General features: G+C 72.8%; 23 protein-coding genes and 1 pseudogene. 4 read left to right on the top strand and 20 right to left on the bottom strand.

Annotated features, from left to right (window positions below; all coding sequences use genetic code 11):
* Window positions 1-121 precede the first annotated feature (121 nt).
* From ABD350_RS13375 to ABD350_RS13315, 13 genes are all read right to left on the bottom strand, one after another.
* Window positions 122-709, bottom strand: coding sequence for a L,D-transpeptidase family protein (locus tag ABD350_RS13375; RefSeq protein WP_344348182.1), 588 nt, complete (start codon window positions 707-709; stop codon window positions 122-124).
* A gap of 102 nt (window positions 710-811) precedes the next feature.
* A complete protein-coding gene (locus ABD350_RS13370) occupies window positions 812-1,162 on the bottom strand; it encodes a hypothetical protein (protein ID WP_344348181.1) in 351 nt (116 codons plus the stop codon).
* A gap of 271 nt (window positions 1,163-1,433) precedes the next feature.
* Window positions 1,434-2,537, bottom strand: a complete 1,104-nt coding sequence (locus ABD350_RS13365) for a peptidoglycan-binding protein (protein ID WP_344348180.1) — start codon at window positions 2,535-2,537, stop codon at window positions 1,434-1,436.
* 367 nt (window positions 2,538-2,904) lie between these two features.
* Window positions 2,905-3,546: a DUF6445 family protein gene (locus ABD350_RS13360; protein ID WP_344348178.1), complete on the bottom strand. Its 642-nt coding sequence runs from the start codon at window positions 3,544-3,546 to the stop codon at window positions 2,905-2,907.
* Window positions 3,543-5,597: an alpha/beta hydrolase family protein gene (locus tag ABD350_RS13355; RefSeq protein ID WP_344348177.1), complete on the bottom strand. Its 2,055-nt coding sequence runs from the start codon at window positions 5,595-5,597 to the stop codon at window positions 3,543-3,545. Before ABD350_RS13355 ends, ABD350_RS13360 begins: the two co-directional genes overlap by 4 nt.
* Before the next feature lie 6 nt (window positions 5,598-5,603).
* A complete protein-coding gene (locus tag ABD350_RS13350) occupies window positions 5,604-6,359 on the bottom strand; it encodes an ABC transporter permease (protein WP_344348176.1) in 756 nt (251 codons plus the stop codon).
* Window positions 6,356-7,291: an ABC transporter ATP-binding protein gene (locus tag ABD350_RS13345; protein ID WP_344348175.1), complete on the bottom strand. Its 936-nt coding sequence runs from the start codon at window positions 7,289-7,291 to the stop codon at window positions 6,356-6,358. Before ABD350_RS13345 ends, ABD350_RS13350 begins: the two co-directional genes overlap by 4 nt.
* Complete coding sequence (locus ABD350_RS13340) at window positions 7,284-8,153, bottom strand: hypothetical protein (RefSeq protein WP_344348174.1); 870 nt, start codon at window positions 8,151-8,153, stop codon at window positions 7,284-7,286. The genes ABD350_RS13345 and ABD350_RS13340 overlap by 8 nt, the downstream gene beginning before the upstream one ends.
* Entirely contained in the window at window positions 8,143-8,976 is an 834-nt protein-coding gene (locus ABD350_RS13335; protein WP_344348173.1) for a phosphoenolpyruvate carboxykinase (ATP), read from the bottom strand. Before ABD350_RS13335 ends, ABD350_RS13340 begins: the two co-directional genes overlap by 11 nt.
* The gene (locus ABD350_RS13330; protein WP_344348172.1) at window positions 8,969-10,522 is read right to left on the bottom strand and encodes a B12-binding domain-containing radical SAM protein; all 1,554 of its coding nucleotides are present in this window, start codon (window positions 10,520-10,522) and stop codon (window positions 8,969-8,971) included. Before ABD350_RS13330 ends, ABD350_RS13335 begins: the two co-directional genes overlap by 8 nt.
* Window positions 10,523-10,658: 136 nt before the next feature.
* Window positions 10,659-10,784 (bottom strand): hypothetical protein, encoded by a 126-nt coding sequence (locus tag ABD350_RS13325; RefSeq protein ID WP_267925859.1) that lies wholly within the window; start codon window positions 10,782-10,784, stop codon window positions 10,659-10,661.
* A gap of 4 nt (window positions 10,785-10,788) precedes the next feature.
* Window positions 10,789-13,233 (bottom strand): B12-binding domain-containing radical SAM protein, encoded by a 2,445-nt coding sequence (locus tag ABD350_RS13320; RefSeq protein ID WP_344348170.1) that lies wholly within the window; start codon window positions 13,231-13,233, stop codon window positions 10,789-10,791.
* A gap of 54 nt (window positions 13,234-13,287) precedes the next feature.
* The gene (locus tag ABD350_RS13315) at window positions 13,288-14,271 is read right to left on the bottom strand and encodes a phytanoyl-CoA dioxygenase family protein (protein ID WP_344348169.1); all 984 of its coding nucleotides are present in this window, start codon (window positions 14,269-14,271) and stop codon (window positions 13,288-13,290) included.
* Between the two features lie 552 nt (window positions 14,272-14,823).
* Between ABD350_RS13315 and ABD350_RS13310 the strand changes: the two genes are divergently transcribed.
* Both ABD350_RS13310 and ABD350_RS13305 read left to right on the top strand, forming a co-directional pair.
* The gene (locus ABD350_RS13310) at window positions 14,824-15,795 is read left to right on the top strand and encodes an alpha/beta hydrolase (RefSeq protein WP_344348168.1); all 972 of its coding nucleotides are present in this window, start codon (window positions 14,824-14,826) and stop codon (window positions 15,793-15,795) included.
* A 322-nt stretch (window positions 15,796-16,117) separates the two neighbouring features.
* A complete protein-coding gene (locus ABD350_RS13305; protein WP_344348166.1) occupies window positions 16,118-16,693 on the top strand; it encodes a Dps family protein in 576 nt (191 codons plus the stop codon).
* Between the two features lie 144 nt (window positions 16,694-16,837).
* Here ABD350_RS13305 and ABD350_RS13300 read toward each other — a convergent pair whose 3' ends face one another.
* Entirely contained in the window at window positions 16,838-17,326 is a 489-nt protein-coding gene (locus tag ABD350_RS13300) for a carboxymuconolactone decarboxylase family protein (protein ID WP_344348165.1), read from the bottom strand.
* A gap of 96 nt (window positions 17,327-17,422) precedes the next feature.
* On the opposite strand from ABD350_RS13300, the gene ABD350_RS13295 reads away from it, so the two are divergent.
* Window positions 17,423-18,394 (top strand): pirin family protein, encoded by a 972-nt coding sequence (locus ABD350_RS13295; protein ID WP_382466686.1) that lies wholly within the window; start codon window positions 17,423-17,425, stop codon window positions 18,392-18,394.
* Between the two features lie 233 nt (window positions 18,395-18,627).
* A pseudogene (locus tag ABD350_RS13290) lies at window positions 18,628-18,917 on the top strand (short-chain dehydrogenase); the annotation flags it as partial.
* Between the two features lie 58 nt (window positions 18,918-18,975).
* On the opposite strand, the gene ABD350_RS13285 reads toward ABD350_RS13290, so the two are convergent.
* The 6 genes from ABD350_RS13285 to ABD350_RS13260 form a co-directional block, all read right to left on the bottom strand.
* Window positions 18,976-19,419, bottom strand: coding sequence for a VOC family protein (locus ABD350_RS13285; RefSeq protein WP_189997685.1), 444 nt, complete (start codon window positions 19,417-19,419; stop codon window positions 18,976-18,978).
* A gap of 11 nt (window positions 19,420-19,430) precedes the next feature.
* Window positions 19,431-19,802: a nuclear transport factor 2 family protein gene (locus ABD350_RS13280; RefSeq protein ID WP_189997684.1), complete on the bottom strand. Its 372-nt coding sequence runs from the start codon at window positions 19,800-19,802 to the stop codon at window positions 19,431-19,433.
* 115 nt (window positions 19,803-19,917) lie between these two features.
* A complete protein-coding gene (locus ABD350_RS13275; RefSeq protein ID WP_189997683.1) occupies window positions 19,918-20,721 on the bottom strand; it encodes an ester cyclase in 804 nt (267 codons plus the stop codon).
* Entirely contained in the window at window positions 20,718-22,310 is a 1,593-nt protein-coding gene (locus tag ABD350_RS13270) for a GMC family oxidoreductase (RefSeq protein ID WP_344348164.1), read from the bottom strand. Before ABD350_RS13270 ends, ABD350_RS13275 begins: the two co-directional genes overlap by 4 nt.
* Before the next feature lie 123 nt (window positions 22,311-22,433).
* On the bottom strand, window positions 22,434-22,844 hold the full coding sequence (locus ABD350_RS13265) for a nuclear transport factor 2-like protein (protein WP_189997681.1): 411 nt from the start codon (window positions 22,842-22,844) through the stop codon (window positions 22,434-22,436).
* Between the two features lie 435 nt (window positions 22,845-23,279).
* Entirely contained in the window at window positions 23,280-24,482 is a 1,203-nt protein-coding gene (locus ABD350_RS13260; protein WP_425584188.1) for an IS701 family transposase, read from the bottom strand.
* Window positions 24,483-24,899: the final 417 nt, after the last annotated feature.

Genomic DNA, 24,899 nt, shown 5'->3' with positions numbered 1-24,899 from the left:
GTTCCCCCGATCCCGTATCCGTCTCGGTGGTACGTCCAACCCCATGGTAGGGGGCCGGAGTTGTGTCCTGCCCGGAAGTCGCCGACCGCACTCGCGGCCGGCTCGCGCATCCGTCCCGCCGTCAGGAGACCACGCGCAGGTGGGTCGGCCATCCGATGCGGTTCAGGAGGCGGAACATCTCCTTGATGTCCGCCGGACGCAGCTTCACGCAGCCGTTGGACGCGTAGTCCCCGTCCCCGTCCCAGCGGCGGCTCTCGGTGCTCCCCTGGCCGCCGTCGCGGTTCATCTCGGAGTGGATGAACATCTCCGTGCGGGTGAGGGTGCCCTTGGAGCACTTCATGTCCTGCAGATGGACGGCGTACCCCTTGATGAGCCGGCCGTCGTAGAAGGGGTCCTTGAGCCTGATTCTCCATCTCCCGTCGGGCATCCAGCCTTTGTCGCGGGCGCAGTCGTCCTCGACGCCGGTGCCCGAGCCGGCGCGGTAGGCGGCCCGGAGTCTGCCCCCCTCGTAGACGGACAGCTTCGAGTGGGTGGGGGAGTCCGGGTTCTTGTCGAACACCAGGGTGGTCGCCGGCCCCGCCGCGGGCACGGCCCCGGCGGGAACGTGGGCGGCGGCGGCCGGGGCGAGGGCCGGGACCGCGGTCAGGGCGACCGCGACCGCCACGGCGGCCGTGGTGCCGTGTACGCGCCTTCCGGTGCTGCTGCTCATGTACGTACCTCGTTCTTTCCGCACGGCCTCGTCCGGCCGTGCACCTGCGGGTGCGTGGGGTGCGGGGGCGGGCGCCAGGGCCCGCCCCCCCCGGCTACCGGGTCAGGCGATGGCCAGCCGGACCTGCGCCGACTTGGTCCCGGCGAAGGTGTAGGAGAACTGTTCCCGGACCCCGGAGCCACAGGCGGACTTCGTCTTGTAGGCGCCGTTGCCGGCGTTGACGCGGACCACGGCGCACTTCGTGTCCGCGCGGGTGTCCTCCACCCAGCCGGCCACCGTCACCTTGTTGCCCGAGCAGCGCAGGGACCAGGCGGCCTTCGCCCCGTCGACGACCGGGGCGGACGACGAGGGGCACGTGGCCGCGCTCGCCGGACCGGCGGCGGCCACGGCCAGACCTCCGGCCAGGACGGCGGCCGACAGGACGGACGTGATGATCTCGCGGACAGCGGACATGGGGTTGCTCCTCCAGCTGGGAGTGGTCACGGAAGCCGGACCGGAACGCCTTTCGGCACGTCGCCGCCGACGGGGGCGGGGCCTGCCGGAGCGCCGGTCGCGGCAGCAGCATGGCCGCGGGGAGCCACGGAGCGGAAGCCGCCGCCGGCCGCGTGCCCAGGCACATCCATGCCGCGCCCGGGCACCGGCTCAGGGACCGCCGATGACATGGTGTTATGCCTGCCGGAAGGCGGGCCGGCGCGCCATGCGGGGCAGTCCTGTGCCGCGCTCCTCACGCGGACGCGGACGGAGGCATGCCCGTGGACCTCTGGTACGCCGGGGCGCCGGCCGGAGGACGCTGCCGCACCAGCAGGGCCAGCCAGGTCTCGGGGTCCACCCGGCCGGTCACGGGCAGGTGGTGGGTGCGCTGGAAGAACCTCAGGTCGTCGGCGGTCACCGCGGTGTACCGCCCCGACACCACCGTGCCGCCCTGGCCCACGTTGTCCAGGAGTTCCTGCACGGCCAGGACCATGTGCCCCGAGGAGCCGGGCCCGACCGTCTTCACCAGCTCCGGCCAGGTGTCGCGGCCCACCTTGCCGTCGGACACCAGATGGTGCTTCGTCTGGAAGTCCATGACGGCGTCCCGGGTCTCCGCGCCGAAGAAACCGTCCGTCCTCACCTCGTAGCCGTACGCGTTGAGCAGGTGCTGCAACGCGCGGGCACGGGTGTACTGGTCCTCCTTCCTCATCCGCAGCAACGGCCACTCGTACGGCGACTCGCTCACACGGAACGTTCCGGGCACCCCGTCGGCCGGGACTCCGCGGAGCGGGGTGATCAGTGCGTGTACGGCGATCCCGGCGGCGAAGGACAGCACGACGGCCGACGCCAGCAGCGCCGGCAGCGGCCACCGGGAGCGGCGCCGGCCCGACGTGCCGTTCCGGCCCGCCGGTACCGCGTCACCGGCACCGGCGGGGGCGGCATCGCCCGTGGAGGCGTCGGCTGCCGGGGTGGCCGGGGTGCCGGCCGCCGGCTCTCCGGTGCCGGGCTCCGCTGCGAGGCCGGTCGCGGTCCGCTGCCTGCCGCCGGCCAGCCGTTGGCGGCTGCTCTCCTCCAGCGCGGCCCGGCACAGCGCCCTGGCCCGTTCCAGCTCCGCCGCCGGCGCGCGCAGGTAGGCGTGCAGGGCCTGGACCACCCTCGGCGGAGCGTTCAAGGGGTGTGTCGGATTGAGGTAGCGCGACAGCGTGGTCTGATCGATGCCCAGTCTCGCGGCCAGCGCCTGCTGCGTCGGCCGGGTACCGCCGGGCGCCCTCCCGGCCTCTTCCCACCAGCGGCGCAGCAGCAGCGCCAGCCGCGCTCCCGGTGCCCGGTCCGGCTCCCGGCCCTCTTGCTCCCGCATGTCCGTGTCCCCCAGTAGTCGTCAGGTGGATCAGCCGGGCATCCGCACCGGTGCATGGACGGCATACCGGCAGACCGGCCGGGCATGCCTCGGCATGCATGGACGCATCGGCGTACAGCGGCGCAGATCGTAGCGACACGGACGCCGCCTTCCGGCGGGCCGGCCGCGAAGCCGTCGGAGGCTCCTCGCGACCACGGGCACTGCGCGGCCGGGCGCGGACACGGGCCCTCGCCCGCCGCAGGACTGGGCGGAGAGCTGGTGCGACCAGGCGCGCGTTCATCCGCACGAGTGCGCGGTACGGCGCCGGCCTGACGCGCGTCGGTCACTCACAGGGAGGACACGATCCGGGGCAGCCGTCTGCCGGGGTTCAGTCCGTCGCGGCCTTCTCCCGGCCGGGGTCGAAGTGTGCCGGGATGTGACGGAAGAAGAAGTTGTGGATCAGCCGGGCGGTGGCCTTGCTGTCGCCGAAGTAGCCCTGGGCCTGGTGGAACTGGCCGGGGTCGAAGAGCACGAGCCGGTTCGGCACCATCGTCAGGGAGAGCAACTCCTGCCAGCGGGTGATGTCACCACCGTCGGCGAGGATCTCCTGGGCGTCCGGACGGCCGCGCAACTCGGCGAAGTGACGCACCCCGGTGCGGCGGTGGGCGTAGAGGGAGGTGCCGCCGCGGCACTGCTCTGCGGTGTTCAGGTAGAGCACGCCCGCCCAGCGGGCCTCGTCGATGTGGATACGGGCGCCGCGGTGCAGGTTGACCTTCCAGTCCGTCGCCGTGGACATGTGCAGGTGGTTGGCGATCAGTTCGGCCCGGCTGCCGGGTCCCAGCACCTCGCAGATCCGGCCGATGGCCTCCTCCTCCATCCAGCGGGGCGCCGGCGCGGTGCGGTAGGCGAAAGCGCTGTCCGTGCGCGGGGTGAACGGGCGCGACAGCGCGGCGGCCCGGGCGCGTGCGAAGTCCGTGTAGACGCCGTCGACGACGATGAGGGAGGCGTGGTCGATGCCGGTGACGGTCATGGCGAGGCTCCTTCGGGATCACGGGCGACGGCGGCACGGTCGCGGGTGACGGAGGCGCAGTCGCGGGCGACGCAGACGCCGTCACGAACGGAGGCCCCCTCATGCACGGAGGCGCTCTCACGCACGGAGGCACCGTCACGCCGGGTGTCGTCGCGGCCGCAGGTGTCCTCCCGCACCGAGGAGTCGTCGCGGCCGGAAGTGCCGTCGCGCACGATGGCGTCGTCCCGCTCGGAGGCGGCGCGGTCGTGGCCGGAGGCGGACCGGTCCAGGATGAAGGCCGTCACCTCGGCCACGGCACGGCGCGAGGCGGCCTGGCAGAACCGTTCCACATGGCCGACCGGATAGCCGCTGAGGGTGACCGACGCCCGGTCGCGCAGCCGCTCGGCGAGGCGCCGGCCGTGCCGGGCATCGGCCCGGGTGTCATGGGTGCCGGTCTGGATCAGCACCGGCGGCAGTGGGCCGGCGGGCAGCGGCAGGTGGAGCGGCGACAGCGCGGCGAGTGCATCGCGCTGCTCGGGACGGGACGGGTCGCCGAGCAGCGCCGTCCAGTACCGGCCGATGCCGAGCGCGGGGAAGCCGACCAGATCGGTGACGGGGAAGCGCAGGATCCAGCCGTCGAACAGACCGGGTTCCAGCAGGACCGCGCGTGCGGCGCCGACCGCGCCCATGCTGTGCCCCAGGACCAGCAGCGGCCGCTCGGCCCCGATGCGCCCGCGCAGGTGCCGGGCCGCGTGCAGCAGGTCGTTGTACCCGCGCTCGCCGGACGGCACCCGATGGGCGGGCACCAGCGACCGGGTCACCGCCCGGGCCAGGGTGAGCCGCCCCGCGCGGGCGAGGTCCTCCAGCGCGCGTTCCAGCGGGGCGTTGGCCAGGGCGGTGAGCCCGCCGTGCTCAAGCAGCAGCACGGGTCCCCCGGTGCCGGACACCTGCACCGGCAGCCGGTGGCCGTCGCCCGCCGCGCAGAACCGGGTGGTGCGGGGCGCGGACGCGGGCCAGGGAAGCTCGCGGAGGACGCGTGGGGCCGGCGTACCGTCCAGGAGTTGTTCGACGTGGCCGGTGGTGCCGCCGTCGGGCCGGCGGCCGACCCGCAGCCACAGGGCGCAGTCGGCGTCGGGTGCGGCGGTGACCTCCGGGAACGACTCCCCGGGCCCGCCTCCGGCGACCAGCCGCGGTTCCGGGCTGTCGCCGTCGATCCGGTACAAGGCTTCCGCCCCGCCCGCCACCACGGCCCGGACGACCACCCCCTGCCGTGTGCCCCAGAACCAGGCCGGTGCCGTCCCGTCCGGGAAGGCGACCGGTTGCCCGGCGGACGGCTCCGTCTCGCCGGGCGGGAGGGCGTACAGCACGGCGCGGGGCGTGCCCAGCGCCTCGCCGCGCCACCAGCGGTGCGCGCCGAGCACCAGACGGGTGCGTGGTGAGAGCGCCGCCGGCAGTTCGGTGACGGCGGGGCGGCCGGACCCGGCGGTGAGGCGCAGCAGCCGGTGGGCCGTCACACCGCGCGCCGTCGACTTCACGAGTACGGCGTCCGGGTCGGCCGTCGGCTCCACGGTGACCAGGGCGCCCGGGGCGTCGCCGAGCGGCACCGGCCGGTCGTGCGCGAAGGGCTCACCGGTGCGGTGCACCGCGATCCTGATCCCCTCCACCGGGGGATCCTCCAGCCGGGCGTCCGGCGGGAAGCCGGTGTAGACGAAGCCCGGCCGGGCCGGGCCGCCGGTCGCCGACGGCACGCGGGGCAGGCGGACCAGGGCGGGGCGGCGGACGAGCACGCGGTCCGGTGCGCCGGCCTCGGTGAGATAGCCGTAGTCGCCGCCGGGACGGCCGTACACGACGGCGGCGGGCCCGGTGCCGGCCGGATGGACGGCGAGGGCCGTGAGGCCGTCGGGCCCCTCGGGCGGGCCGGTCTCGCCTACCCCCGATGCGTCCCCGCACAGCAGCCGCGCCCCGCTCTCCGTGTCCTGCCACCAGTAGCCGGCCGCGCCGACGACCAGCAGCCCGTGCACCGCCACCGGCTCCGGCACGCCGCCCGGACGACGCTCCCCGCGCGCGTACATCCCGCGTCAGCCCTGCTCGTTGGAGGCGAGTTCGTGCCGCCCGGCGGCCAGGTACAGGCCGCCCAGGACCAGCAGCACGGCGGCGAGGCACCCCGCGACCGCCTGGGTGGGGAAGCTGTCCGCGGCGGGGGAGCGGACCAGCAGCACGCAGTACGTGAACGGGTTCGCCGCGGCCAGTACCCGCATGAACGGCGGGAGCCCGTCCAGGGAGTAGAACAGCGGGGCCGTCATGACCAGCGGCAGGCTGAACAGGGACGTCATCAGGTCCCGCTTGCCGTAGCTGTCGATCCCGAACCCCAGCGCGCACCCGGTCAGCACGGTCAGCAGACACACCAGCACCGCGAGCCCCGCCATTCTCAGGTCCTGACCCGCACTGCCACGCCCCAGCAGCTGTTTGAGGACGCAGATGGCCGCGATCTGCACGGTCGCGACCACGGTGTTCGCCGCCAGGATCGAGCCGACGTACTGCGGGAAGGACACGTCCGTCGTCCGGGCGATGGCGTACACACCCCACTTGCGGTCGTTGGCGACGTCGCCCATGCACCAGAACAGGGCCCGTACGGCGATCACCACGAGGACGCCCGCGTAGGCGAAGTCGTCGTAGGCCATGCCGTCGACCCGGGCACCGGCGACCAGCGTGTCCAGGCCGGTGACCATGAAGAGGAAGTAGGCGGGGGCCTCGATGACCCGGCTGAGATGGCTGGTCCGCCAGTTCCACACGCTGAGCAGGTGGAAGCGGGCCAGCGTCAGGGAGGTCTTCACTGCTGCACCGTCACAGTCTCGGTCTCGGGGGCGGGCGCGCGGTCGGCGTAGCGGGCGAGGTAGACATCGCGCAGGGACTGCTTCTCCGCGCTGAGGTCCCGCACCCGCGGCTCGGGCGGCAGCCAGGCGAGGACCGGGCGCAGCCCCGTGGCCAGCGGCACCTGCACCGACAGCCCCGCGCGGTCCGCCGCCGTCGTCAGGACCCACCCCGCCGGCAGCGCGGCGGCGAGCCGGTCCGGCATGGTGGCCGGCATCGGCTCGGCGAACGCGACGCTCACCTTCATCGTGGCGCCGGCCCGGCGGACGAACTCCGCCACGGGCAGGTGGGCGCGCAGCCTGCCCTCGTCCAGCAGGACCAGGTCCGAGGCGGTCCGCTCGACGGCGTCCAGGTCGTGCGAGGAGACCAGCACCGTGCTGCCCGCCGCGGCACGGGCGCGCAGGTGCTCCATCACCAGTTCACCGGCCGCCGGATCGAGTCCGGCCGTCGGCTCGTCCAGTACGTACACGGCCGCGTCGGCCACCAGCGCCCGCCCGATCTGCACCCGCTGCAACTGCCCGCCCGAGATGTACTCGGCCTGCCGGGAGCGGACCTTGTCCAGGTCCAGCAGCTCCAGGACCCGGTCCACGGCGGCGACCGGCGTCCCGGTCAGCCGCGCCACCAGCTCGATGTTCTGACGGACCGTCAACGACCAGTCCACCATGGTCCGCTGGGGTGCCCACAGGACGCGGCCGCGCCCGATGTCCGTGGCGACCGTGCCGGAGGTGGGACGGATCAGCCCCGAGACGATGTTCAGCAGCGTCGATTTCCCGGCGCCGTTGTGGCCCACCACGGCCAGCAGGGTGCCGGGCTCCACGGCGAAGGAGACGTCGGTGAGGGCCTCCGTCCCCGTGCGGTAACGCTTGGTGACGTGATCGACGGTCAGACTAGGCACCGAAGTACTCCTCCACAAGGTCCGCGCCCGCCTCCTCGCCGCCCTCGGCGGGCAGCGTCAGCAGGCTTCGTGCTCGGTCGGTCGCGAGCGTGCCGCCCAGCCACGACCAGGCCCCGGCCGGCCACACACGCGGCACCGGCCCGCCCGGCTCCAGCGTCGGCGGGGCGAGCGCGCCGGCGCGCCGTACGGCGACCAGGCGCACCGGCCGCAGCCGCCGCCCGACGGGCACGACCGCGCCCAGGCTCTCCGGCCGGGCGAGCACCACCTCACCGCTCACCGTGCAGAAGGAGCGGCGCTGTTCCAGCCCGGCCAGGGCGCCCTCGCGCATCGCGGCCAGCGTACGGCCGCGCACCCCGGCCGGCGTGAGATACGGCCGGGCCGCGCCGGTGGCGCGCTCGACCACCAGCAGCTGGTCCGAGGCCAGGGCCCAGCCGCGCGCGAGCAGCGCCAGGCCCAGACTGGTCTTGCCGCTGTGCGGCGCGCCGAAGAAGGCCACGCAGCGGCCCGCGCGCACGAGCACCGTGGCCTGCGCCGCGGCGACCGTGTCCCGCAGCGCCCGGAACGGCGGCAGCGGCGACGGCACCGAGGACCAGCGGGTGAAGCGGCGCTCCTCGATGAGGCCGCCGCCCGGCTCCGCGCACAGCCGGAAGGACTTCGGCACGTCGTCCTTGGCCAGCAGCGAGCGCAGGAACCCGCCCTCACCGGCGGACAGTTCCACCCGGTACCGGGGCCGCGCCCCGGCCCCGGCCCGGTGCGGCCCGAAGAAGAAGTCCAGGTCCACGGCGTCCGCGGGCGCGCACCGCACCCGGACCACGGTGCCGAAGAAGTCGAGGACGCGCTCGGCGCCCGGGTCACCCGGCATGGCGGCCCCCTTTTCCGGTCAGCCGTTCGCAGGCCTCCAGCAGGGACGCCAGGTGCCGGTACGGGTCCCAGGCGACACGCGTGGTGGGCCCGTCGGCGCGCGCGGTGAAGCGGTCGCCGCGGGCCAGATCGAGGCGCCAGGACAGTCGGTACGGCTGGTCGGAGGGGGCACAGCGGCCGAGCCGCTGCGGGCGCACCATCCAGGTGCCGCCCCAGCGGGTGGGCACACACGGCGCGCCGGCCAGGAGCGAGGCGTCCAGCCACGGCAGCAGCGGCAGGCTGCGCGCGCGGACACCGACCGGCCGCCCGTAGTAGTACAGCCGTCCCCTGGTACGGCGGTCCAGCACCAGCAGATCGTCGGAGACGAACCGCCAGCCCTGGCGCAGGAGATGGAGGACGACGACCGACTTCCCGGTGCCGCTGGCCCCGGTGACCGCCAGCGCCCGGCCCTCGCCGTCCGGGGCGGCCAGGGCGGCACCGTGCCGCAGTCGCACCCGGTCGCGCAGCGGCGGCAGGCCGAAGGGCGGTACCGGCGAGGGCAGCCGGGCCTGGACGCCCCACTCCTCGTACAGCAGCCAGGGCCCGCCCGGCGCGCGCCACCACACGCGTTTGGGTGTCGCCGTGCCGAGGGCGGCGGTGAGGCAGCCGTCCCCGTCCGCCTCCAGCCGCACGCTCACCTGGGTGTCGTCGCGGGCCCGTTCCGGCAGGAGGTGGTCGTCGAGGTAGTAGCGCAGGTGGTCGGCGTCGCGGGGGTGCGCGCAGTGGAAGTCCACGGTCGTACCGAGGAAGCGGGCCCGGACGGCCGTACGCGTACGGTCAGGCATCGAGACCCGCCTCCATGCCCTGCTCGCGCCGCCAGGCGGTGAGTTCCTCGCTGATGGCCCGCCGGTCGGCCCGGTAGCCGGGCTCCTCGGAGGGCATGCCCCGCACCCGGCTCGGGACCAGGGAGCAGGCGTGTTCCTGCGGGCTGAGGAGGCTGTCGAACATCCGCCACGGAAACTCCACCGTCAGCCCGAGCGCGGCCCGTTCGCCCCACAGCCCGCTGCCGGGACGCAGCTCGCACTCGGTCAGGTACTTGGGTGCCGGCAGACCGGCCCGGCGGTGCGCGCGGATCTCCGCGAGCAGGCGCCGGCGGTGGTCCGGCGTCTCCTTGGGATGGCCGATCATCACGCCCCACACGCTGCGCATGCCCAGCGAGCGGGCCGCGTGGAGCATCCGGACGCCCTCCTCGACGGTCTGGCGCTTGTCCATCAGCGCGAGATGGTCCTCCAGCAGGGTCTCGATACCGAGCTGTACGGTCACCCGGCCCAGCCCGGCCAGCTGCCGCAGCCGGTCCCGGCCGAAGTCGGGCCGTACCTCGCAGAAGACGCGGTAGTCGTGCCGTTCCCCGGAGTCGGCGAGCGCCCGGGTCAGGCGCGGGGGCAGCGCGGTGTCGAGGAACTGGAAGCGGCGCTGCCCGTACGTCCGCGCCAGATGGGCCATCTCGGCCAGTACCCGGGCCGGGTCGTGCATCTTGAACCGGGCGTCGTAGGCGTCGTTGAAGTTGCAGAAGTCGCACCGGTCCCAGTAACAGCCCCGTGACAGCTCCAGGCTCACCACCAGCCGGTCGCGCAGCCAGGGCCGGCGCGTGCCCGCCGCGACCAGGGCGGACTGCTCGGCGTACCCCTCCTTGAAGGTGTGCGCCCGGCCGGCCACGAGCCGGCGCCGCCCCGCCAGGGCGTGGTGCACGGCGTCACCGAGGACGTCCTCGGCCTCCCCGTACACCACCACGTCCACCTCCTCGTGCCGGGCGAGGACGTCCCGGGCGACCTGCGGGGAGCCGAAGTAGCCCCCGAACACCACGCGCGGCCGGGGCACCCCCCTGTTCCGGGCCGCGCGGGCCACCCGGCGGGCCAGCAGCAGGCTGGGCAGCAACTGGAAGTGGGTGCTGGTCAGGCACAGCACCTCGGTGTCCGCGAGACGTTCGGCCAGCCGGTCCAGATAGGCGTCGAACAGTTCCCGCAGCCGCGCCTCGTCCGCGGTGCCGGCGAGGATCTCGGTGCGGGCCAGCTCGGCGCGTTCGGCCCGGTGGGCGGAGGCCGGCGGCGACCACAGGGGCAGCAGGGCGACGTCGGAGGCGAAGTGCCGGTTGGTGAACAGCTTGTACGCGCTCTCCGGCAGGCCCCGGCCGCGCGCGAAGGCGTAGAACTCCATGTGCGCCGGCAGGAACCGGGCCCGGCAGCCGAGCTGCCGCAGCCGCCGGGTGATGAGCACGGCCGGGTAGCAGGTCGCGAAGGGCGTGAAGAAGGGCAGCGAGACCACGGCGACGGTGGCCGCGGGCGCGGTCCGGACGACCGCCGCCGGAGCCAGGGGTGCGGGGCTTCGCGTCATCGGGGTGGGTCCCTCCGTGCGATCCGGCGGTGCGAGGTGACGGGGCGGGGGCGGTGCGCGATGATGACGGGGTGGCGGCGCGGGTCCGGTGCACCGGCTTGGCCCCGGTGCACCGGACCCGGCCCGTGCGGGCGGATCAGTCCACGACGAACTGCTTGTGCAGGCCGGAGGCCATGATGGCCTCCTCGATCGTGGGCTCGAAGAAACCGTCGTCCTCGAACTCGACCTCCGCCGCGGCGGTGTCCGTCTGCTCCTCTGCCATGGGTTCACCTCCTTTCCGCGACTCGGTCCGCTGACCTGTCCGGGGTCTCCACGGACAGGAACCGGGCGATCAGCAGCCGCCACACGAAGGCGCGCAGCCGCGGTACGGATCCCGGGGCGCAGCGCGCGGCCAGCTCGGCCCACCGCAGGCCGACGCCGTCACCGTCGCCGTCGCGGTCGGCGGCTCCGCCCGTGCCGGCGAGGAGGCGGGCGGCGGCGGCTCCGGAGGCGGACAGGCGCAGACGCTGCCCGGTGATCCAGGAGGCCAGGAAGGCGTCGGTGCCCTCGTGGACGAGCCGTGTGCCCGGTCCGAGACGCACCAGCAGGTCGCCGGTCAGCTGGGCCGCCGAGGTCAGCGGCTCAGGGCCCGGGCCGGCGGGTTCCAGGCACCGGTGGTGCAGCGCGGCACGCAGCAGCGCGCGTTCGGTCCGGTCCCGGCACACGTCGACGGCGCGCCCGGGCAACGCGTCCAGCAGTCTGCCGGGCAGGCTGAGGAGCGCTCCCTCGCGGGGTTCGTAGAGAACGGTCCGATCGCCGTTGCGCAGCCGGACGACCCAGCCGCCGGCGGGGCGCAGCACCATGCGGTCCCAGTGGGGTCCCGGACAGGGCACCCGCGGCGGGGCCGCCCCGTGACCTCCTCGGCGGGAGTCCGCCCGCAGGAAGACGACCTCCTCGGCGGGGCGGTCCGCCGAGTCGGGGGAGCCACCGAGGATCCGGTCCGCCCGGGCGGCGAGGTCCCGGTCCTCCGCGCCGCGCGGCTGCGGAAGGGGGCCGACGTAGTCGTAGCGCAGCGCCATCTGGAGGTCCTCGCCCTGGGCCGGGTGCTCCAGGCGCACTTGGTACTTCTCCGGAGCGGCGGCCACCGGGGACAGCGCGTCCAGGACGAACGGGCCGATGCCGAAGGTGCTGTCCGGGACGCCGTACCGCTCCCGCGACCGGGCGAGGGTCGCGGCCGCGAACTCCACGGTGCGGGCCGTCTGCCAGCGCGCCTCGCCGGGGAACCCGGCGATCCCGAAGAGGTGGACGCTGATGCCGGACCCGAGCAGCGCGTCCAGGTTGGGCGCGATCCAGGACGCCTTGATGTCCTTGCGCATGCGGTCGAGGACGTCCTGGTTGTACGACTCCAGGCCCAGGTCGAGCCGGCGGCACCCGGCGGTGTACAGCGCGTCGGTCAGGCGGCGGTCGATGGTGGGGGAGAAGCGGGTCTCGCCGTACCAGCGGTAGTCGCGGTCGGCCAGCCCCCGCGCCAGCCCGCGCATGCTGCGGACGGTCAGGATCTCGTCCACGAACTGGAAGTGCCGGATGCCGTGGCGCCGGTGCAGCTCGTCCAGCTCCGCGACGACCGCCTCGGGGGCGCGCATCCGGAAGGCGTCGGAGGCGAAGGGGATCGCGCAGAACGCGCACTTCCAGGCGCAGCTGCGTGAGGCGATGACCGGCAGGACGGGTCCGGGCGCGAGGTAGCCGTCGGCCAGGGGGTGGTCGGTGAAGTCGGGCACGGGCAGCTCGCCGAGCGAGGCGGTGGCGGGCGGGCAGCGGTGCAGGGCGTCACCGTCGGGTACGACGATGCCGGGCACGCCGTGCGGGGTCCGGCCCGTGAGCAGCCGGTCCACGAGGGCCACGACCGACTCTTCGCCCTCGTAGCACACGAGGGAGTCCACCAGGGTGAAGAAAGGGTGCCCCGGTCGCAGTCGGTCGGCGATCCGGGTGACGAAGTTGCCGCCGAGGGTGATGTGCGCGGTCGGCCTCTCGCGCCGTACGAGCCGGGCGGCCGTGAGGGCGGCGATGAGCTGGGAGTCGGCGGACACCGACAGTCCGACCACTTCGAGGTCCGGCAGCGCGCGCAGCCGGGGCACCAGCACGCGTTCGAAGACGTGCGGGTACGGGTTGTGTACGGGGTCGGTGACCGCGGCCATCACCTGCTCGGTGGAGACGGGGCGGTGGCGCAGGTCGAAGCGGTCGAAGCCGAGCCGGGCGCCCGGGGTGAGCGCGGCCAGGCCGTCGAGGACGGCATGGCACACGGCGGTGGCGGCCCGATGGCCGTCGACGTCCTCCACGGAGGCGGGCGAGCGCAGGAACGCCGTCGCGCGGTCCACCGCGGACCGGGCCGCCTCGAACCGGTCGCGGGCCCGGCCGGTCATGGTCTTCGGCCGGTGGGCCGCGTAGTCGTCGGCTCCGTTCCGGCTCAGCAGGTGGCGCATCGTCTCGGCGGACAGATCGAGCGCGGAGGCGGCCACACCGTGGCGCCGCAGCACGGCCAGCAGGAGGGGTACGGCCAGATGAGGGGCGTACGGGTTCCACAGAGGTGGGTTGATCAGCAGGACGCGGGGCGTGGGGCGGGTGGCGGTGGGGCCGGAGGCGTTGGTGGCGATGGGGACGGTGGGGACGGTGGTGGCGCCGGAGATGGTGGTGTCGGAGGTGGGGGGCGGGGGTGCGGGATTGCGCGGGTGCATGGGCTCACCTCGTCCCGTTCCGGGAAATGGTCCGGCCTTCGCGCCGTCACGCCTTCACGGCGAAGACACGGAGGAGCGGTCGGTATAGGTTCCCTCGCCGTCCCAGCGGCCGATGCGTCCGGGGACGAAGGTGTGCCGCACCGCGTCCGCGTGCGGGGTCCAGGGCCGCCCGAGAAGACGGCGGGTCAATTCTTCGAGCGGGCTTTTCCGCTCCGGGCCGTCGGCAAGATTCATCGGCGCTTCGAGTGCCACGACCGGGTTGGAGATGAACCGGGGCCGCCCCCGGGGATTGGGGGCCGACTGATGAGCGGTCAGCGGGTGCAGGATCCAGGCGTCACCCGCTTTTCCGGTCAAGGCGAGATGCCGGTCCGGGGCACCGATGAAATCCCGGGCGGGAATACGCGCGCTGGTCAGCCCGGCCGGATGGCGGGCCAGGTGACGGAGGATGCCCGCGGTGGCCGAGGGCGCCGCCAGGGTGGCACCCTCGCCCTCCGCCACGTCGGTCCACAGCACGAACAGCAGCAGCGCCTGTTCGGGACTGTCCGGATGGTGCACGAAGAAGTCACCGTCCACATGCCAGCTCTCGGCCAGCCCGGTGGTGCGGAAATTGCAGATCAGAGCGTTGCCGAGACGGGCCGGCCGTCTGATTTGGCCGGCTCCGCCGAGCAGGGCGCACACGGCCGTCCAGAGTGCGGGCGCCACCTCGGCGAGGTCGGCGACGCGGGTCGGAGGCAGCGAGGTCACGCCGGGCGGCACCCTGAGCCGCCCGTCCACGGTGAGACCCTCCCGGCGGAGCGTGGTCTCGAAAAACACCTGGAGACGCGATCCGGGGCTGAGATCGAGCGCATTTCTCACACGAACGTATCCATGCCGGAGAAAAGAGGAAACGAGAGAGGAATTAGCCAACGGAGCCCCCGGTACTTCGTTTGACTGAACCCTGGAAGGAATGCGATGGAGAATGAGAGGTCGAGGGAGGGAGAGGGTGGTCAATCCTCGGCGACCATCGATGAATCGGGAATCGATGGAATACCGACTCATCGATGCGGTGGGATGCTAGCAGCGCCCGCTTCACGACGTCCATCGGTGGGACGATGTCCGTACTGATCTTCAGAGCCCCGCAAAGCGGACACCGCGCTTCTCAAACATGGGATTTCCCCGCCCCGGCGGAAAGGTGTGATCGATCTCGACGCCACTTCTTTCGACAGGTCGCCGAAGGGAATGACGGACCGGCCCGCCGCCGGGAATGTACACCGCGCTCTGCGCTGTACATCGGCACCCGCGCATGCCCGGCGACCCCCGAACATCACCCGCACGGGTGACGACTGCCGCGCGTGGAGGACAGCACGTCCAAAGCGATCGGTGCCCGGCGCGGCCCGCGCCGTCGGTGCCTCGTCCGGCGTACCGCCGACACTCTTACGGTGCCTGGTGCCCGATGACGGGTGAGTGGTGCCTGGCGCCCGGTGTCCGCGGCCGGGAATGGCCGGGTGCACTGCGGGGAAAGGAGTCATGCGCGCGTCGGCAATCCTGTGCATCGCGGGCGCCTTAGCGTCGGCCATCGGCAAAATCAGCAACACAAGCCAGGAGATCGACATGCCCGAAGCCGTAGAGCCCGTGCGGCCCGTTCTGGAGCCCGCGGCTGCCGCGTTCGCGGAGGCGACCGCCAACCCGCCCTACCTGTTCGACCTGCCTCCGGCCGAGGGCCGCAAGGCGGTGGACGACGTGCAGTCCGGCGAGATCACCAAGCCGGCCGTCGACGAGGAGTGGGTGACCGTTCCCGGCGGGCCCACCGGCAGCGTCCGCGCACGGATCGTCCGGCCCGCCGGCACCACCGGCACCCTGCCGGTGATCCTCTACATCCACGGCGCGGGCTGGGTCTTCGGCAACGCCCACACCCACGACCGCCTGGTGCGCGAACTCGCCGTGGGCGCCCGGGCCGCCATCGTCTTCCCCGAGTACGACCTCTCGCCCGAGGCCCGCTACCCCGTCGCCATCGAGCAGAACTACACCGTCGCCCAGTGGATCGCCGACCATGGCGCCACCAAGGACCTCGACGGCACCCGCCTCGCCGTCGCCGGGGACTCGGTCGGCGGCAACATGAGCGCCGCCCTGACCCTGATGGCCAAGCAGCGCGGCGGCCCCACCCTGCTGCACCAGGTCCTGTTCTACCCGGTCACCGACGCCGCCTTCGACACCCCGTCCTACCACCAGTTCGCCACCGGCTACTTCCTGCGCCGTGACGGCATGCAGTGGTTCTGGGACCAGTACACCACCGACGAAGCCGAACGCGCCCAGATCACGGCCTCCCCCCTGCGCGCCACCACCGAGCAGCTCACCGGCCTGCCCCCGGCCCTGATCATCACGGCCGAAGCCGACGTACTGCGCGACGAGGGCGAGGCCTACGCCAACAAACTCCGCGAAGCCGCCGTCCCCGTCACCGCCGTCCGCATCCAGGGCATCATCCACGACTTCGTCATGCTCAACGCCCTGCGCGAGACCCACGCCGCCGAGACCGCCATCAACCTGGCCACCCAGACCCTCCACAACGCCCTCCACAACGCCTGACGCCTCCCACGGCACCCACCACCCGACGAGCTTCAGGGCTGTTCCCCGGCCGGCCTCCTGGGCGCCACCGCGCCCGAGGCGGTCGCCGGTCCGTTCCTCCAGACGGTCCGCGCGACCGACCGACCCATGGGCCCCGAACGGCCGCGCAGGCGATTCATCCCCGTCCGCGCGGCCGTTCGGCATGCCTTCCCGCGTCGCGGTGAGGCCCGGCCCGGTGCTGCGCTGACGCGCACACGACCATGCACTTTCGGACAAGGCGGCAAGGCGTCCGGCGGCTAGCGTCGCCGGTGCACACCGCGCACGAACCGCAGGAAGGCGGACCATGACCACCGAGATCTCGCACACCGGCAGCCAGCCCCGGCTGCACCAGAAGGGCCGCATCATCCAGGAGTTCGGCACTGTCAAGCAGTTCCCGCTGGCCCTGTCGTACGAGGCCCGCATGTACTCCTGCCAGCGGGTCAACAAGGTCCTCGCGGACACCCAGATCCTTTACGGCCTGTACAAGAAGCACCACTGGCTGATGCGCGGCGCGACCTTCTACCAGTTGCATCTCGTACTGGATCAGCACGCGACGCAGCAGCTCGCCCTCGTGGACGCGCTCGCCGAGCGTGTCCAGACGCTGGGCGGCGTGGCCGTGGGGGACCCCCGGCATGTCGCCGAACTCACCTCGGTCCCGCGCCCGCCGGACGGTGTCGAGGAGGTGCCCGCGATGCTGTCCCGCCTCATCGAGGCGCACGAGACCATCCTGACCGAGGCGCACGACGCGGCGGCCCGTGTCGCGGAGCTGGGCGACGACGGCACCAACGACCTGCTGGTCTCCCAGGTGATCCGCACCGGGGAACTCCAGACGTGGTTCCTCGCCGAGCACCTGGTCGACACGCCCCTGGTGCGCGCGTGACCCGGCACTGACCGCGTCCACCGTCACCGCGGTGCCCGGCCGCTCGCCGTCACCGCCGCTCCTCGTTCGTGATCTTCCCCGGAGCGGCGGGGCGAAGCCGCCGGGGTCGCCGGCCGGCAGGCCGTACGGTCCGGCGTCCCGCGCTCAGTGGGGAGGCGCCGGGCGCACCGGGTGCTTGCTCATGACGGAGACCCGGTTGAAGGCGTTGATGGTGATCGCGACCCAGATCACGGCGGAGATCTCGTCGTCCGAGAGGACGGGGCGGGCGAGGGCGTAGGCGGCGCTCTGCGCGTCGGCGTCCGCCGGGTGGGTGGTGGCCTCGGCCAGGGCCAGCGCCGCGCGCTCGCGTGGTGAGAACAGCTCGGTGTCGCGCCAGGCGGGCAGCACGCCCAGCCGCTGTGCCGTCTCCCCGGCGCGCAGGGCGGCCCGGGTGTGCAGGTTGAGGCAGTAGGCGCAGGCGTTGAGCTGGGACACGCGGATGTTGACCAGTTCGACGAGGAGGCGGTCCAGCCCGGCGCCGACGGCGACCGCGCGTACCGCTTCGGCGGTGGCCGTCATCGCGCGATAGGCGTCCGGGCTCTGCTTGTCGACGAACACCCGCCCACCGGTGGTCGCCGTCACCGTCTCAGCCACGTGATCTCCTTGGTCGTGCGATGCTCCGGCGTACGTCCTATCATCAACGAGTGAATGTTGAAAAGCGAACTTTCCTTTTCCGGGAGGAGTAAGCCGGTGAGCAACACGGAAGCGGTGCCCGTCACCCCCGTCCACAGCGGCGGGGCCGGCGTACCGGCGCCCGCCGGCATCGAGGTCCTGACCCCGCGCGACGTGCCCCTGGGCGGCCCCCGGGCCATGCGGGTACGGCGCACGCTGCCGCAGCGATCCCGGACCCTGATCGGCGCCTGGTGCTTCGCCGACCACTACGGGCCGGACGACGTGGCGTCCAGCGGCGGCATGGACGTCGCCCCGCACCCCCACATCGGTCTGCAGACCGTCAGCTGGCTCTTCAGCGGCGAGATCGAACACCGGGACAGCCTAGGCATCCACGCCTACGTCCGGCCCGGCGAGCTGAACCTCATGACGAGCGGCCACGGCATCTGCCACTCCGAGGTGTCCACCCCCGCGACCACCATCCTGCACGGCGTGCAGCTCTGGGTCGCCCTGCCCGGGGAACACCGCGACACCGCGCGGGACTTCCAGCACTACGCGCCCGCGCCCGTGCCGCTGGACGGCGGCGAGGTCCGGGTCTTCCTCGGCACCCTGGCCGGGGACACCTCCCCGGTGCGCACCTTCACCCCGCTGCTGGGCGCCGAACTGCACCTGGCCCCCGATGCCACCCTCACCCTCGACGTCGCCTCCGACTTCGAGCACGGCGTCCTGGTCGACGCCGGGGACGTCCTCCTCGACGGGACCGCCCTGAAGCCGGCCGAACTCGGCTACGCGGCACCGGGCCGCACCACCCTCACCCTGACGAACCGCGCGGCCGACCCGGCCCGGCTGATCCTCCTGGGCGGCCCGCCGTTCGGGGAGGAGATCGTCATGTGGTGGAACTTCATCGGCCGCTCCCACGAAGAGGTCGTCCAGGCCCGCGACGCGTGGATGTCGGGAGACCGGTTCGGCTCGGTCGAGGGCTACGACGGTGACCCGCTCCCTGCGCCCAAGCTTCCCACGGTGCCGCTGAAACCGCGGCGAAACCCTCGTTGACCTGCTGGAACATAGTGATCCGCTGAGGGCGGGGAAGGAAGCCTGAAGGGTCTGGCGTATGGAAGGCCCGAGCCTGAGAGGCGCTGCTCTTCAGGCTACGGCGGGTTGGCGCGTGACAGGCCGGGTCCAAAGTGTGGGTGCCTCTGGCAGGCTTTGGCTGGCCTTTTGCTGACCCAATGCTGACTTTACTGACGCGTCATCAGCCGTGGCTTGCGGTGATTGCCGCAGATCGGCGCAGCGGCCTGGCCTCCCTGACCGGTCTCACCACCCCCGGGCACCCCGGCGTACGCCTATCCGGGCGTCGCCTGCCCGGCCTCGAAGGCCGCGGTCAACATGGTCACGGTCCAGTACGCGAAGGCCTTCCCGGACATCCGCGTCAACGCTGTGGAGCCGGGTTACACCCGCGACCGACCTAAACGGTCACACCGGCCTCCCGACCGTGGAGCGGGGCGCGGAGATCATCGTCCGGATGGCGGTGGTGGGCCCGGACGGGCCGACCGGGGGCTACTTCGCCGCCCCGTGACGGACGGCCGCGCGGTCCGGCCCGGGGCGCGCCAGGAGGCGTCCCCGGGCCGGCCGGGTCAGGAGTACGCGGCCAGCTCCGCGGGCGTCTGGTCCCGGTAGCCCTGGCTGACCTCCACCACCACCCCGTCGGGGTCGGTGACCCAGATCGTCTTCCAGCCGGGGATGACGGAGTCGAACGCCAGCGGCCCGAGCGAGAGCGTCAGTTCGCCCTCGGCCTCCCGCCAGAACGCGTCCACGTCGTCGACCTGGAAGGCGAGGTGGCGGGCGATGCCGGGGTGGTCGGGTCCGTCGTCGCCCGAGGTGAGCAGCGGGGGGTTCGCCGACCTGAACAGCTCCAGGTAGACGTCGCCGCTGCGCAGGAAGACCACGCGGACGTCGTCGTCCTCGATGACCCGGGCGCGGCGGAAGCCGAACCAGCGGGTGTAGAACTCCTCGGTCGCGTCCTGGTCGGCGCAGTTCAGCCCCACGTGGGACCAGCGGGCGGTAACCGGTGCGGTCATGGCGGTCTCCCTCACTTCCCGGTGACGGGGGCGAACGGCACGGTGTCGTGGACGTTCGTCATGTAGACGATGTGACCGTCGGCGACCTGGAAGTAGTTGCACACGTCGGCCTCGACGGCCACGCCGCTGTGCGTACGCGCCGAGATGTGCGACACGACCGCCGCCTGGTCGCCCTGGACCACGGTGTGGACGGGCCGGTTGGCGAACTCGGCGTACATGTCCGGGAAGCCCTTCATCATCTCGCGCAGCGTCTCGCGCCCCTCGACGTGGCCCGCGAGCTGCTCGTCCATGGTCTGGTCCTCGGCGAACAGATCGCACCAGGGGTCCCAGTCGCCGGCGTTGGCGAGGGCGTAGTAGCGCTCCACGATCTCCGTGGTGTTCATGTTGTGCTCTCCTTCTGCTGGTGGGAGGGTGCTGCTCCGTGCCTGCGGCGGGGCCGGTGCCGGGCGGGCGCGGCGGGCGCCGCCGCCGGGTGTCCGCCCGGCACCGGGCGGCCGGTCACTCGGGGAGGGGTACGCCGGTCTGGTACATCAGGCCCGTGGTGTCGGCCTGCACCCAGCGCTCGGCGACCTTGCCGTTCTCCAGGCGGTAGACCTCGATGCTGGTCCAGCTGACGGCCTTGCCGGTCGGCTCCTGGCCGAAGAACGGGGCGATGTGCCGGCCGTTGAAGGTGATGTGCATGACGACCTTGTCGCCGTCGGCGGCGTAGAGCCGGTCGGTGGTGACGTGGAAGTCCAGGGCCTCGTGGGCGGCGCGGATGATGCCCTTCAGCTCTTCCAGGCTGGCCACGTCCCAGGCGGGGTTGCGGTCGACGAAGGTCGGGGCGAACAGGTCGTCGAGGTCGTCGTAGCGCCTGCTGTTGACGGCGTCGCTCACCTTCTGGACGACGGCGATGTTGGCGGCGTCGGAGGACAGCTGCTCGCGCAGGCCGAGGAGGTCGTCCTGGGCCCAGCGCTCGACGAGCACGCCCTGGGAAACCCGCCATATCTCGGTGGTGCTCCAGGTGACGTCACGGTCGGTGGCCGGGAACCCGAAGGCGGTGCCGACGTGCTTGCCGGTCAGCCGCACCCGGGTGACGATCCGGTCGCCGGCCTCCAGGATCTCCTCCAGCTCGCCCCGCAGGCGCAGAGACTCCCTGGCGTCGCGGAGGGCGGCCTGGTAGGAGTCGATGCCCTTGATGTCGAAGCCGGGGTGGTGGTCCACGAAGTCGGGCGCTATCACCTCGGCGATCGTCCTGTGGTCGCCGCTGTTGAGCGCGGTCAGGAAGCGCCGGTAGACAGCGGTGGGGGAAAGGGTGTTCATGCCGTTTCTCCTGTCGGGAGTGGGTGTGTCCTGGATCGGAGAATCAGATCGGCGGCCTTTTCGCCGATCATGATGCTGGGGGCGTTGGTGTTGCCGGCCACGATGTCCGGCATGACGGAGGCGTCCGCCACCCGGAGCCCGGTGACGCCGTGCACGCGCAGCTCGGCGTCGACGACGGCCGCGTCGTCGGTGCCCATGCGGCAGGTGCCCACGGGGTGCCACAGGGTGGTGGCGTTGGCCCGGATGAACGCGCGCAGCTCCGCGTCGGTGGTGACCTGGGGCCCCGGCGCCAGCTCCGCGCCGCGCACCGCGTCGAAGGCGCTCGTGGCGGCCAGTTCGCGGGCGAGTCCCACCCCGTGCAGCAGCACGTCGAGGTCGGCCTCGTCCGCGAGGTAGTTCGCCTCGACCCGGGCCTGGTCCCAGGCGTCGGCGCTCTGGAGCGTGACCCGGCCGCGGCTGCGGGGGAGCAGCGCGATGGGGGCGAAGGTGAACCCGGGGCCCTGCCACTGCCCGGCCGGAGCCGTGGGCGGCAGGAACTTCACCGGCCCGAAGGTGAACTGGAGGTCGGGCGGGCCGTCCGGGCCCGCGGCCGGGGTCCTGGTGAACAGCCCGGCCTCGGACAGCAGCGCGCCGGGCGGGTGTTCGCCGCGTGCCTGGTAGCAGACGGGTACGAAGACGTGGTCCTGGAGGTTGGCCCCGACCCCCGGCAGGTCCGCAAGGGCGCGGATGCCGTAGCGGCCGAGGTGCGCGGCCGGTCCGATGCCGGAGAGCATCAGCAGCTTCGGGCTCTCGAAGGCGCCCGCGCTGAGGATCACCTCCTGGGTGGCCGCCACGGTGTGGGTGCGGCCGTCCTTGACGTACTCGACCCCGGCGGCGCGGCGCCCGTCGAAGAGGACCTGGGTGACGCGGGCCTCCACCTGCACGTCGAGGTTGGAGCGGTCCAGGGCCGGGCGCAGGTAGGCGGTCGCCGCGCTGCTGCGGCGTCCGGCGGCGGTGCGGGTGGTCTGGTAGTAGAACCCGCCGCCCTCCTGGCGGACGCCGTTGTAGTCGAGGCCGGTGCCGGTGTGGCCGAGTTCCCGGGTGGCGGCCACGAAGGCGCGGGCGACGGGGCTGGGGCGTTCCAGGTCCCTGACCTGTACGGGGCCGCCCCGGCCGCGGAGCGGGGAGCCCGGCCCGGCGTAGTCCTCGGACCGTTTGAAGTAGGGCAGGACGTCCTCGTAGGACCAGCCGGGGTTGCCCCGCGCGCTCCACCGGTCGTAGTCGGCGCGGCTGCCGCGCACCCACATCAGGGCGTTGACGGAGCTGCTGCCGCCGACCACCTTCCCGCGGGCCACGGGGATGCTGCGGCCGTCGAGCCGCTTCTCGGGGGCGGTGCGGTAGCCCCAGTCGATCGTGGGGCTCCACGGCGAGGTCAGCAGGGAGAGCACGGAGTCCGCGTCGGTGCCGTGGATCTCGGGCCGGTCGTCCCAGTCGCCGGCCTCCAGCAGCAGGACCGAGTGCCGGGGGTCGGCGCTGAGCCGGGCCGCGAGGGCCGATCCCGCCGACCCGGCGCCGACGACGATGTAGTCGACTGCCCGGCCCCCGCTCATCTCGGGCTCCTGGGCGGGCGGGTGCCGGCCGCCGGCCGGCGGGTGGGACGGCCGGCGGGGCGGCCGCGGTCGGGTGAACCAGTCATGGCGTCTCCTGGGATCGGTGCGGGGCGTCGGGGCCGGTCAGCCGAGGCCGGGGCCGGGCACGGGCGTCATGTCGCCCACGCGGTACCAGGAGATGCGCAGCCGGGAGCCGGGGTCACGGCGCAGCCGCCACTCCTGGTTCACGCGGAACGCGGACCTCTTGCCGTCCTCGGTGGTGGTCGCCGTCCAGACCACGGTCAGCGCGACGTCGACCGTGTCGCCGCGGGTCTCGTAGTCGAGCTTCTCGACCACGTGGCTCTGGTCCTCGAACGCCTTGCCGACCACGCCGTACCAGTCGGCGAAGTCGGCATGACTGCGCAGTGTGCGCTCGGGGAACGCCATTTCCAGGTTGGTATCGATGATTTTGGGGAGCAAACGCTCGACGGGCTCATGGCGGCTGAGTTCGTCGAACCATTCCTGCACGAAATCCTCTACGTTCTTCTGCTGCACGGGGAATCATCCTCGGGATTCTGGAAAGGGATGGGGCGGGACATCGCGGGTGACTTCGAACGGAGTCCTGAGGGGACATCCTGATAAACGTCGAAGGTGCGGGGGAATCCGGTTGCGGACAGCTCTTCCCGCGCTTTCCGGATTCCGTGTTCGGTGTGTCCAGTATGGAGCGGACAGGGCGCCCGCCGCGTTCTTCGCCGATGGCGGGGAACTACTTTTGCAGGTCGATTCGGAGGGACCCGGCGCAAAGGCGGGACCGGGTGCGGGCGCGCCGTCCGCCGTCTTCGCCGGGGCGCGCGGGAGGGTGTGCGGCGGCGGGAGCCGGCCGCTCGGAAGTGCGTGGGCGGCCTCGGGTGCCGGCCGCGCGGGAGTGTGTGCGGCGGCCGCCGGAGCCGGCCGCGCGGTGCCTGCCGGGCTCTCGGCGCCGGCGGCGGGTCATGCGCTGAGGTCGCGGTGGGCGCCGGCCGCGGCCAGCGGGCCCGGGTGCGCCGCGGCCTCGCGCAGCGCGCTGTAGGCGGCGGCGGTCGACACCATCGTCATGTGGTGGTGCCAGCCGCGGAAGGAGCGCCCCTCGAAGTCGCGCAGCCCGAAGTGCGTCTCCAGGCGCTGCATCCCGGCCCGGCTGCGGGCGGACAGCGAGACCAGGGGCATGACCTCCTCCAAGAGGCCGCCGGTGACATTGGTGAGCCAGAAGCGCGTCGGTTCCTGCGCCGCGGTGATCTCGCCGATCAGCCTGACGGGCTGCTGCGGCGGCGATTTGACGAGCCGGGCGGCCGTCGGGACGCGGACGTACTGGGAGATGAGCCGGCCTCTTCGCGCCCTGGTGAGGGAGAGGGCCCCGGCGCCGCGCTGCGCCCCGCTGCCGGTGGCGTCGCGCAGCACGTCACGGGCGTTGGTGACCGGGCGCGCCGGGTACGCCGCGGCGTCGCCCTTGGTGACGGGGAAGGAGGCATCGACCTCGACGGCGTAGTCGATGCCCCTGGCCGTCAGCCAGTTGACCAGGCGCGCGGCGTCGGGCAGGTGCCGCAGGTTGCCGATCACCGGGGCCGGCGAGAGGTGCCAGCGGGTGCCCATCTCCTCCAGCATGTCGGTGATCTCGGCCCACTCGGGCTTTCCGTACACGTTCTCCGGGATGTAGGCGGACCGCCGGAAGGCCGCCTCCTCCCGCCACTTTCCGTGGAGGGCGATGCGCCAGTCGACCGGCACGCTCATGGTGTCGGAGGTGAGCACGACACCGAGGCCGAGCTGGCTGTTGACGGTGCGTCCGAGTTCGGGGACGAATCGCTTCTGGACCCCGACGGAACGCTCGCCGCGCTTGGGAATGACGACGCGTTCGACCGACCACGCCTGGGGGCGGCGGCTCGCCTCCGCGTGCCGGGCCAGCAGGGCGCGTACCGGTTCCCAGTCCCAGGGGCTCTGGTTGATGAATTGCTGGAGTGATTGCTTCGCCTGGAAGATGGGGAGACTTTCGGCGATACGACGGACGGATTTTTTACCGTCCACCATTAAGAGTCCGCGCAGGTACACCTCCGCCCACCTGCGTTGATCCATACGCGGCATCGGGCTGAAGATTTCACTGGCGAATGCGGAAACGTTGTCACATGCGAGGGGTGAGATATCAGCGTTCAGTGTTGACATTCCTGTCCTCATTCCCGGGGGAGGGGCACGGCAACGGCACCGATACTCCCCACAGGCGTCTCGCGACGGGCAAGTGCGACTTAACGTAGTCGTGGACGATCGGTTTACCCGTCGGTTTCACTGTCATGGGCGCGGCGAAAGGGTGCCTGCGCATGCCGGAAAAATGCCTGGCGGATGCCGGGCATTCGCAGAGGTGATGTCGCTTTTCAGCTGTATCAGCCGGGCGGGTGCCCGAGGGGGCCGTCGCCGGGGAGCGCGTTGACGCGGTGCCGCCGACGACGGCCGGGTCCGGAATGAACCGAACGGTAACTTTTTGCCGCCGGCCCGCCGGCGGCGCCCGGGGTGTGCCCCGGCGAGCGGCCGGGGCCGGTCCGGTGCCCGCGCGTGACCTGTAACGACGCCGAGTGTGCGATCACG

The organism is Streptomyces nogalater (assembly GCF_039532885.1).
Lineage (GTDB): Bacteria > Actinomycetota > Actinomycetes > Streptomycetales > Streptomycetaceae > Streptomyces > Streptomyces nogalater.
Note: the sequence above shows the minus strand (reverse complement) of the source record. Positions and strands in the feature narration are given on the sequence as shown.